This window comes from Methylibium sp. T29 (assembly GCF_000576205.1).
In the GTDB taxonomy this organism is placed as follows: Bacteria; Pseudomonadota; Gammaproteobacteria; order Burkholderiales; family Burkholderiaceae_C; genus Methylibium; species Methylibium petroleiphilum.
The window spans coordinates 1-9,809 of the sequence record NZ_AZND01000131.1; the positions used below are offsets into that span (position 1 = coordinate 1).

Genomic DNA, 9,809 nt, shown 5'->3' on the forward strand with positions numbered 1-9,809 from the left:
TCCCTTTTATCCCGCCCGGCCGCGAGGTCGGGCGGTTTTTCTGGGTCGATCGCACACAAAGAGTGCGCACCCTCCAAGTGCGACGGTCAGGCCCGTCGGCTGGCCCACACCCAGAGCGCCACGCCGGCCGCCACCATCGGCACGCACAGCCACTGTCCCATGCTCATGCCCAGCGCCAGCAGGCCCAGGAAGCCGTCCGGCTCACGGAAGTATTCGGCGATGAAGCGCAGCACGCCATAGCCCACCAGGAAGGCACCCGAGACCTGCCCGGTCGCACGCGGCTTGCGCGCATAGAGCCACAGCACGACGAACAGCAGCAGCCCTTCGAGCGCGAACTGGTATAGCGGCGACGGATGACGAGGGATCTCGCTGCCCGACTGCGGGTAGACCATCGCCCACGGCAATGACGGATCGGCCGCCCGGCCCCACAGCTCGCCGTTGATGAAATTGCCGATGCGTCCGCTGGCCAGACCGGTCGGCACGCAGGGCGCAATGAGGTCGGTCACCTCGAGCCAGCGTCGCCCGCGCGTGCGGGCGAACAGCGCCATCGCGCCGATCACGCCGAGCAGGCCACCGTGGAAGGCCATGCCGCCCTTCCAGACCTCGAACACCTCCAGTGGATGCGCCGCGTAGTAGCCGGGCTTGTAGAACAGTACATAGCCGAGCCGCCCACCGATGATCACGCCCAGCACGCCGTAGAACAGCAGGTCCTCGACATCGCGTCGCGTCCAGCCGGTCTCCCTGAACGGCGAATGCTGCACCCGGAGCGACGCGAGCCACAGGAACAGGCCGAAGGCCACCAGATAGGTCAGACCGTACCAGTGGATCGCCAGCGGCCCGAGTTCCAGGGCCACGGGGTCGAACTGCGGATGGATCAGCATGGGCGTGTCGGTTGCGGCCGCCGGGGCCGCAGGCATCTGGACAGGCCGGCACGATAACGCAGCGCCCCGCGACCTCAACCGCCTGGCGACGGCGCGGCGCGCACGAAGTCGACGAAGCGCGCCACCACCGCCGGCGGTTCGCGGCGCCACACCAGGCTCGTCTCGCAGCGTGGCGCGCCGACAGCCAGCGACGGCGGCAGGGCACGGTAGACCACCCCGCGGCGCTGCATGCGGGTCACCACCTCGGGCACCCAGGCCACGCCCAGCCCGGCCGACACTAGGTTGACGATCGTCTGCATCTGGATCGCCTCCTGCGCGATCGTCGGCACCGCGCCGTGGCGGTGGTAGTAAGCCAGGACCGCATCGAACAGCGAGGGCGCGATCGGCCGGGGAAAGATCACCAACGGCTGCGCCATCAGGACCGGGAGGGACAGGCGCGTGGCCCGAGCCAGCGGATGCGCCTCGGGGAGCGCCAGCACCAGCGGCTCCTCGAGCACGCGCAGGGCATCCAGCCCCGCGCTCTCCACCCCCGGGTCCATGCCGCTGGCGTGCAGCATGAAGCCGGCATCCAGTTCGGACCGCGCGAAGGCGTGGCGTTGCACGTCGGTCGTGACCTCACGCAACTCGACCTCGATGCGCGGGTGGCGCTCCCGGAAGCCACGCAGCCAGTCCGGCAAGGGGCCGAACCCCAGCGTCGACACGAAGCCCAGGCGCAGCCGCCCGACATCGCCCTCGCCCACCGCACGCGCCAGCACCGACAAGGCCTCCCCCTGCGCCAGCCACTGACGCACCGGTTGCAGCAGCGCGGCCCCGGCGGGCGCAAGCGTCACAGTGCGGCGGTTGCGCACGAACAGCGGCTGCCCCAGGCGCCGCTCCAGTTGCTGGATCGCCATCGTCAGCGGCGGCTGCGTCATGTGCAGTCGCTGCGCGGCACGGCCGAAGTGCAGCAGTTCCGCCACGGCGAGGAACTGCCGCCAGACGCGCACGTCGATCAGGTCGTTGGTCATTCACCAAGCATATCAATCGAGCCGCCAACATATATTGGACGAAGACAGAGGCCGAGGCCGATACTCGCGCCGCACGCCTACCAACCGCCAGCCCAGGAGCCCGCCATCATGAGCATCAACCGCCGTTCGAAGAACATCACCGAAGGCGTGGCCCGCGCACCCAACCGCTCGATGTACTACGCGATGGGCTACCAGGAGGCCGACTTCAAGAAGCCGATGATCGGCGTGGCGAACGGCCACTCGACCATCACGCCCTGCAACTCGGGCCTGCAGAAGCTGGCCGACGCCGCGGTCGAGGGCATCGAGGCGGCCGGCGGCAATGCACAGATCTTCGGCACCCCCACCATCAGCGACGGCATGGCGATGGGCACCGAGGGCATGAAGTACTCGCTGGTCTCGCGCGAGGTCATCGCCGACTGCGTGGAAACCTGCGTCGGCGGCCAGTGGATGGACGGCGTGCTGGTGGTCGGCGGCTGCGACAAGAACATGCCGGGCGGCATGATGGGCATGCTGCGCGCCAACGTGCCCGCGATCTACGTCTACGGCGGCACCATCCTGCCGGGAAAGTACAAGGGCCAGGATCTCAACATCGTCAGCGTGTTCGAGGCCGTCGGCCAGTTCACCGCGGGCAACATGAGCGAGGAAGACTTCTGCCAGATCGAGCGACGCGCGATCCCGGGCAGTGGCTCCTGCGGGGGCATGTACACCGCCAACACCATGAGTTCGGCCTTCGAGGCCCTGGGCATGAGCCTGCCGTTCGCCTCCACGATGGCCAATGTCGAGGACCCGATCGTCGCGCACACCAAGGAAGCGGCGCGCGTGCTGGTCGAGGCAGTGAAGGCCGACCTCAAGCCGCGTGACATCGTCACACGCAAGAGCATCGAGAACGCGGTCGCGGTGATCATGGCCACCGGCGGCTCGACCAATGCGGTGCTGCACTTCCTGGCCATCGCGCACGCCGCCGGCGTCGAGTGGACGATCGACGACTTCGAGCGCGTGCGCCGCAAGGTGCCGGTGCTGTGCGACCTCAAACCCAGCGGCAGGTACCTGGCGATCGACCTGCACCGCGCCGGCGGCATCCCGCAGGTGATGAAGACGCTGCTCGCCGCCGGGCTGATCCACGGCGACTGCATCACCATCACCGGAAGGACCGTGGCCGAGAACCTGGCCGACATCCCCGATGCGCCGCGCGCCGACCAGGACGTGATCCGCCCGATCACGAAGCCGATGTACGAGCAAGGCCACCTGGCCATCCTGAAGGGCAACCTGTCGCCTGAGGGCGCCGTGGCCAAGATCACCGGCCTGAAGAATCCCAGCATCACTGGCCCGGCGCGCGTGTTCGACGACGAGCAGTCGGCGCTGGCCGCCATCATGGCCAAGCAGATCCAGGCCGGCGACGTGATGGTGCTGCGCTACCTGGGCCCGATGGGGGGCCCGGGCATGCCCGAGATGCTGGCGCCGACCGGTGCGCTGATCGGCCAGGGGCTGGGCGAATCGGTGGGGCTGATCACCGACGGCCGCTTCTCCGGCGGCACCTGGGGCATGGTGGTCGGCCACGTGGCACCCGAGGCCGCGGCCGGCGGCACGATCGCGCTGGTGCAGGAAGGCGACTCGATCACCATCGATGCGCACACGCTGGTGCTCAACCTCAACGTGAGCGAGGCCGAGATCGCAAAGCGCCGCGCCGCCTGGAAGGCGCCGGCGCCGCGCTACACACGCGGCGTGCTGGCCAAGTTCGCGAAGAACGCGTCAAGCGCCAGCAGCGGCGCGGTATTGGACCGCTTCGAGTAGGTAGGCGGCGGGACTGGACCGCAAAGGAAAAGGCGACCCGCGGGTCGCCTTGTTCATGGTCGGACGCTTGCGCGAACAGGGATCAGCGCTTGGTGTCCGGTCCGCCGTCGATGCGGCTGGTGCTCTGGCTGTCGAAGCGGCTGTTGAGCACGGAATCCCGGGCCTTCTGGCGCTGCGCCTCACGCTGACCTTCGATCTTGTCGGTCCGCTTCGCCTGGGACGCCTTGAAGGCGGCCGCCTTCTTCTTCTCGAAGCCGCGCGGGTCGATCCCCAGTGCGGCCATGCTCTTGTTGCGACGAGCGACCTTGCGCTCGTCCATCTTTTCCATTTCCTTGCGCTTGGTGTAACCCGACATGTCGGCCCAGGTCCACCAGATCACGGCCAGCGCGAACGGCGCCAGCACGGCCCACCACGACCAAACGCCGACCACCCCGATGTCGAGCAGTTTCAACGCGGACAACACGACGCCCAGGACCACGAACCACATCGCCTTCTCCTCTGCCGGCGCTTGCCGGCCGCGCGCGCAGGTCAACCCCGCCCACGTACAATGCGTTGGGCACTTTACCCCAGCCATGACACAGCAAGGAGACCCTCGATGAACCCGAAAGTGATGATGTGTGTGGTCGTTGGCGCCTTGAGCGCCGCACCCGCCTTCGCCAACGCCGATCTGGCGCAGAAGAAGAACTGCATGGCCTGCCATCAGGTCGACCAGAAGGTCCTGGGCCCGTCGTTCAAGGCCGTGGCTGCCAAGTACGCCGGCGACAAGGATGCCGTGGCGAAACTGTCCACCAAGGTCATCAAGGGCGGCTCGGGTTCCTTCGGTCAGATCCCCATGCCGGCAAATCCGCAGGTGAACGAAGCCGAAGCCCAGCAACTGGTGACCTGGATCCTCGGCCTGAAGTGATCTGTGCAGGCCGCGCCAGCGGCCTCGCCAAAACAGAAAGGGCCCCGCATACGGGGCCCTTTCTCATGTCAGACAGAGCACGTCAGTTGGTCTGAGCCAACTGCTCGAGGATGGCCGGATTCTGGTGAGCACGCCACGTCGCTGCGCGACATGAGTGCTCCCCGATCCGCCCATGGCGCTGACGCGCCACGCCCTTCGGGCCCTCGATTCAGTTGGTCTGAGCCAACTGCTCGAGGATGGCCGGATTCTCCAGGGTCGAGGTGTCCTGGGTGATGGCCTCGCCCTTGGCGATCGAGCGCAGCAGGCGGCGCATGATCTTCCCGGAGCGGGTCTTGGGCAGGTTGTCGCCGAAGCGGATGTCCTTGGGCTTGGCGATCGGGCCGATCTCCTTGCCGACCCAGTTGCGCAGTTCGGCAGCGATCTTCTTCGCTTCCTCACCGGTCGGACGAGGGCGCTTCAGCACCACGAAGGCGCAGATCGCCTCGCCGGTGGTGTCGTCCGGGCGGCCGACCACCGCCGCTTCCGCGACGAGTTCGGTGTGCGAGACCAGCGCCGACTCGATCTCCATCGTGCCCATGCGGTGGCCTGACACGTTCAGCACGTCGTCGATGCGCCCGGTGATGGTGAAGTAGCCGGTCTTCTCGTCGCGGATCGCGCCGTCGCCGGCCAGGTAGTACTTGCCCTTGAAGTCTTCCGGGTAATAGCTCTTCTTGAAGCGCTCCGGGTCGCCCCAGATCGTGCGGATCATGCTGGGCCAGGGCTGCTTCACAACCAGAATGCCGCCTTGCCCGTTCGGCACGTCCTTGCCGGTCTCATCGACGATCGCGGCCTGGATGCCGGGGAACGGCAGCGTGCACGAACCCGGCACCAGCGGCGTCGCGCCCGGCAGCGGCGTGATCATGTGGCCGCCGGTCTCGGTCTGCCAGAAGGTGTCGACGATCGGGCAGCGGCCGCCACCGATGTGCTGGTGGTACCACTCCCAGGCGGCCGGGTTGATGGGCTCGCCCACCGAACCGAGGATGCGCAGGCTGGAGAGGTCGTATTGCTTCGGGTGCACCGCCTCGTTGCCCTCGGCGGCCTTGATCAGCGAGCGGATCGCCGTCGGCGCGGTGTAGAAGACGGAGACCTTGTGCTTCTGGATCATCTGCCAGAAGCGGCCAGCGTCCGGATAGGTCGGCACACCCTCGAACACGATCTCGGTGCCGCCCAGCGCCAACGGGCCGTAGGTGATGTAGCTGTGCCCGGTGACCCAGCCGATGTCGGCAGTGCACCAGAAGATGTCGTCGTCCTTCAGGTCGAAGGTCCACTTGGTGGTGAGCGCCGCGTGGAGCAGGTAACCGCCGCTGGCGTGCTGAACTCCCTTGGGCTTGCCGGTCGAGCCCGAGGTGTAGAGCAGGAACAGCGGATGCTCCGCCTCGACCCACTCCGGCTCGCAGGTGTCGGCCTGGCCGGCGAGCAGTTCGTTCAGCCAGACGTCGCGCCCGGCCTGGAAGCCGACGTCGGCGCCGGTGCGCTTGGCGACGACCACATGCCGGACGCTCTCGCAACCACCCAGCGCCAGCGCCTCGTCGACGATCGCCTTCAGCGGCAACTGCTTGCCGCCGCGCACCTGCTGGTCCGCGGTGATCACGGCCACTGCGCCGGTATCGGCGATGCGGTCGCGCAGGCTCTGCGCCGAGAAACCGCCGAACACGACCGAATGGGTCGCCCCGATGCGGGCGCAGGCCTGCATCGCCGCCACGCCCTCGATCGACATGGAGATGTAGATGACGACGCGGTCACCCTTCTTCACGCCCAGCGAGCGCAGGCCGTTGGCGAGCCGGCAGGTCTGGGCCAGCAGTTGGCGGTAGGAGGCGGTGGTCACCTTGCCGTCATCGGCCTCGAAGATGATGGCCGTCTTGTCGCCCAGTCCGCGCTCGACGTTGCGGTCGAGACAGTTGTAGGAGACGTTCAGCGTGCCGTCCTCGAACCACTTGAAGAACGGTGCATCGCTGTCGTTCAGCACCTTGGTGAAAGGCTTCTTCCAACTCACCAGTTCCCGTGCCAGCCGCCCCCAGTAGCCCTGGTAGTCGGCCGCGGCCTCGGCGACCAGCTTGTCGTAGGCCGCCATGCCCGAAACATGGGCAGCGCCGGCGAGCTCCGCCGGCGGGAGGTAGATGTGGGGTTCCTGACTGCTCATGTTCGTCTCCTCGAGGCGTAGTTGTCGGTCGGCACCATAGGCAGACGCTCTTACGATGCCCTTACTCGCAGCTTGGCAATGTAGCGCGGACCGGCAGACCCTGACCATTGCGGCTACCCCCGAGCCATTGCTTCATGCGGGCACGCTCCCACGGAGCGGTGTTCAATAGAATCTGCGCCTCCTCCTTCGTTCCCTCCCCATGTCCGCCTCCCCTGACCCGATCAAGAACAAGCTCCCCGCCCTGCCCAATCTGATCTTCGCCAGCCGGTGGCTTCAGCTGCCGCTGTACCTGGGCCTGATCCTGGCGCAGGTGGTCTATGTCTTCCATTTCTGGGTAGAACTGGTCCACCTGATCGAGGCGGCGTTCGGCAACACCGAGGCACTGCAGAAGCTGGTGACCAGCATCGGCTACAAGACCGACGCACCCATCGCGAGCCTGAACGAGACGGTGATCATGCTGGTGGTGCTGGCGCTGATCGACGTGGTGATGATCAGCAACCTGCTGATCATGGTCATCGTCGGCGGTTACGAGACCTTCGTGTCGCGCATGAATCTCGAGGGCCACCCCGACCAGCCTGAGTGGCTGAGCCACGTCAACGCCTCGGTGCTGAAGGTCAAGCTGGCCACGGCCATCATCGGCATCAGCTCGATCCACCTGCTCAAGACCTTCATCAACGCGGGCAACTACACCGACAAGGTGCTGCTGTGGCAGACCCTGATCCACATCACCTTCCTGCTGTCCGCGCTCGCCATCGCCTACACCGACAAGCTGATGACAGCAGCGACTCACCAGGAAAAGCACTGACGCCGCCGCGGCCCCGGCGGCAGCCCGCGTGAAACGCTGGATCCCCACCCGCGAGCAGCTTCGCCGCTCGAAATGGCTGCGCCCGGTCGCGCACCATCTCGACAACGAGCGCCTGTGGCGCACCGACCGCGGCAGCGTGGCGCGGGCGGTCGCCATCGGGGTGTTCGTCGGCTTCATGCTGCCGGTGGCGCAGTTCCTGTTCGCCATCGCCGTGGCGATCGCGCTGCGCGCCCATGTCGCGATCGCGGCGGCAGCCACGCTGATCACGAATCCCTTCACCTTCCCTCCGATCTACTGGGCCGCCTACAAGATCGGCCGATTCCTGCTCGGTGAACCGGACGACGAGGCCGCGGCGCTGCGGGTCGAAAGCGAGACCGCGGCGCTGCTCGAGCAACAGGGCTTCATCGAAGGGCTGTGGACGGCCGCGCAATCAGCCGGTGCGCCGCTGCTCGTGGGACTGGCTTCGCTGGCCGTGATCGGTGCGGCCACCGGCTTCACGCTGGTCTGGCTGCTCTGGCGGCCCCGGCCCGAGCATCGGCCGGACGAGGACGAGCGTCCCCCCGAACAGTAAACTTGTCAACTTGCCCTGGTGCCGCTGCCCGGCAGACCGGCCGGGTACGCCGCCCTCCGTTCCGCAGCCACTCCCCGATCACGGGACAGCCCCATGACCACGATCCGACACGCCGATCTCGTTGACAGCATCGCTGCCGCGCTGCAGTACATCAGCTACTACCACCCGGCCGACTACATCACGCACCTGGCGCGTGCCTACGAACAGGAGCAGAGCCCGGCCGCCAAGGACGCGATCGCGCAGATCCTCACCAACTCCAAGATGTGCGCCGAAGGACGCCGGCCGATCTGCCAGGACACCGGCATCGTCAACGTGTTCCTGAAGATCGGCATGGACGTGCGCTTCGAGGGCTTCGCCGGCTCGATCGAGGATGCCGTCAACGAGGGCGTGCGCCGCGGCTACCTGAACCCCGAGAACACCCTGCGCGCCAGCATCGTGGCCGATCCCCACTTCGAGCGCAAGAACACCAAGGACAACACCCCGGCCGTCGTGCACATGACGGTCGTGCCGGGCAACACGGTCGACGTGCAGGTGGCGGCCAAGGGCGGCGGCTCCGAGAACAAGAGCAAGTTCGTGATGCTCAACCCCAGCGACAGCCTGGTCGACTGGGTATTGAAGACGGTGCCGACCATGGGCGCCGGCTGGTGCCCGCCGGGCATGCTGGGCATCGGCATCGGCGGCTCGGCGGAGAAGGCCATGCTGATGGCCAAGGAGTCGCTGATGGGCGACATCGACATGTACGAGCTCAAGCAGCGCGGCCCGCAGAACAAGCTGGAGGAGCTGCGCATCGAGCTGTGCGACAAGATCAACGCCCTCGGCATCGGCGCCCAGGGCCTGGGCGGCCTGACCACGGTGCTCGACGTGAAGATCTCGACCTTCCCGACGCACGCGGCCAGCAAACCCGTGGCAATGATCCCGAACTGCGCCGCCACGCGCCACGCACACTTCGTGCTCGACGGCTCCGGCCCGTCCTACCTCGAGCCGCCGAGCCTGGACCTCTGGCCCGACGTGAAATGGGCTCCCGATTACAACAAGAGCAAGTCGGTCAATCTCGACACGCTGACGCGCGAGGAGGTGGCGAGCTGGAAGCCGGGCGACACGCTGCTGCTCAACGGCAAGATGCTCACCGGCCGCGACGCCGCACACAAGCGCATCCAGGACATGCTGGCCAAGGGCGAGAAGCTGCCGGTGGACTTCACCAACCGCGTCATCTACTACGTCGGCCCGGTCGATCCGGTGCGCGACGAGGTGGTCGGCCCGGCTGGCCCGACCACCGCCACGCGCATGGACAAGTTCACCGAGATGATGCTGGCCCAGACCGGCCTGATCGGCATGATCGGCAAGGCCGAGCGCGGCCCGGCCGGCATCGAGGCGATCCGCAAGCACAAGAGCGCCTACCTGATGGCCGTCGGCGGCGCCGCCTACCTGGTGGCCAAGGCGATCAAGCAGGCCAAGGTGCTGGCTTCGCCGACCTTGGCATGGAGGCGATCTACGAGTTCGACGTCAAGGACATGCCGGTGACGGTGGCCGTCGACTCGACCGGCAGCTCGGTGCACCAGACGGGACCGGCCGAATGGCAGGCGAAGATCGGCAAGATTCCGGTCGCCACCGCCTGAGCGCGGGGCCGCTGCAGGCCCCGGACTGCCCGGCCTGCGGCGGGCCGAACGGCTG

Annotated in this window: 7 protein-coding genes and 2 pseudogenes; 5 read left to right on the forward strand and 4 right to left on the reverse strand. The window is 67.2% G+C overall.

Translation table 11 applies throughout. From position 1 onward, the window contains the following. Positions 1-86 precede the first annotated feature (86 nt). Positions 87-881: a prolipoprotein diacylglyceryl transferase gene (gene lgt, locus x551_RS14480; RefSeq protein ID WP_036228600.1), complete on the reverse strand. Its 795-nt coding sequence runs from the start codon at positions 879-881 to the stop codon at positions 87-89. Between the two features lie 74 nt (positions 882-955). Next, entirely contained in the window at positions 956-1,888 is a 933-nt protein-coding gene (locus x551_RS14485; protein ID WP_011828987.1) for a LysR family transcriptional regulator, read from the reverse strand. Between the two features lie 108 nt (positions 1,889-1,996). On the opposite strand from x551_RS14485, the gene ilvD reads away from it, so the two are divergent. Then, complete coding sequence (gene ilvD / locus x551_RS14490; RefSeq protein ID WP_011828986.1) at positions 1,997-3,679, forward strand: dihydroxy-acid dehydratase; 1,683 nt, start codon at positions 1,997-1,999, stop codon at positions 3,677-3,679. Between the two features lie 256 nt (positions 3,680-3,935). Here ilvD and x551_RS27465 read toward each other — a convergent pair. Next, positions 3,936-4,166, reverse strand: a pseudogene (locus x551_RS27465) (TIGR04438 family Trp-rich protein); the annotation flags it as partial. Positions 4,167-4,274: 108 nt separating this feature from the next. Here x551_RS27465 and x551_RS14500 point away from each other — a divergent pair. Next, entirely contained in the window at positions 4,275-4,583 is a 309-nt protein-coding gene (locus x551_RS14500) for a c-type cytochrome (RefSeq protein ID WP_036228610.1), read from the forward strand. A 208-nt stretch (positions 4,584-4,791) separates the two neighbouring features. Here the strand turns inward: x551_RS14500 and acs are convergent, their stop codons facing one another. Next, complete coding sequence (acs, locus tag x551_RS14505) at positions 4,792-6,762, reverse strand: acetate--CoA ligase (protein ID WP_036249143.1); 1,971 nt, start codon at positions 6,760-6,762, stop codon at positions 4,792-4,794. Positions 6,763-6,961: 199 nt separating this feature from the next. Here acs and x551_RS14510 point away from each other — a divergent pair, with 199 nt between their 5' ends. The 3 genes and pseudogenes from x551_RS14510 (at position 6,962) to x551_RS14520 (ending at position 9,754) form a co-directional block, all read left to right on the forward strand. After that, the gene (locus x551_RS14510; protein ID WP_011828983.1) at positions 6,962-7,567 is read left to right on the forward strand and encodes a TIGR00645 family protein; all 606 of its coding nucleotides are present in this window, start codon (positions 6,962-6,964) and stop codon (positions 7,565-7,567) included. Between the two features lie 28 nt (positions 7,568-7,595). Then, positions 7,596-8,138, forward strand: coding sequence for a DUF2062 domain-containing protein (locus tag x551_RS14515; protein WP_036228613.1), 543 nt, complete (start codon positions 7,596-7,598; stop codon positions 8,136-8,138). Between the two features lie 93 nt (positions 8,139-8,231). Then, positions 8,232-9,754, forward strand: a pseudogene (locus tag x551_RS14520) (fumarate hydratase). Positions 9,755-9,809: the final 55 nt, after the last annotated feature.

Bases quoted from the DNA above. Each gene is read 5' to 3' on its own strand.
- lgt (WP_036228600.1), bottom strand. From the start codon at position 881: ATGCTGATCCATCCGCAGTTCGACCCCGTGGCCCTGGAACTCGGGCCG.
- x551_RS14485 (WP_011828987.1), bottom strand. From the start codon at position 1,888: ATGACCAACGACCTGATCGACGTGCGCGTCTGGCGGCAGTTCCTCGCC.
- ilvD (WP_011828986.1), top strand. From the start codon at position 1,997: ATGAGCATCAACCGCCGTTCGAAGAACATCACCGAAGGCGTGGCCCGC.
- x551_RS14500 (WP_036228610.1), top strand. From the start codon at position 4,275: ATGAACCCGAAAGTGATGATGTGTGTGGTCGTTGGCGCCTTGAGCGCC.
- acs (WP_036249143.1), bottom strand. From the start codon at position 6,762: ATGAGCAGTCAGGAACCCCACATCTACCTCCCGCCGGCGGAGCTCGCC.
- x551_RS14510 (WP_011828983.1), top strand. From the start codon at position 6,962: ATGTCCGCCTCCCCTGACCCGATCAAGAACAAGCTCCCCGCCCTGCCC.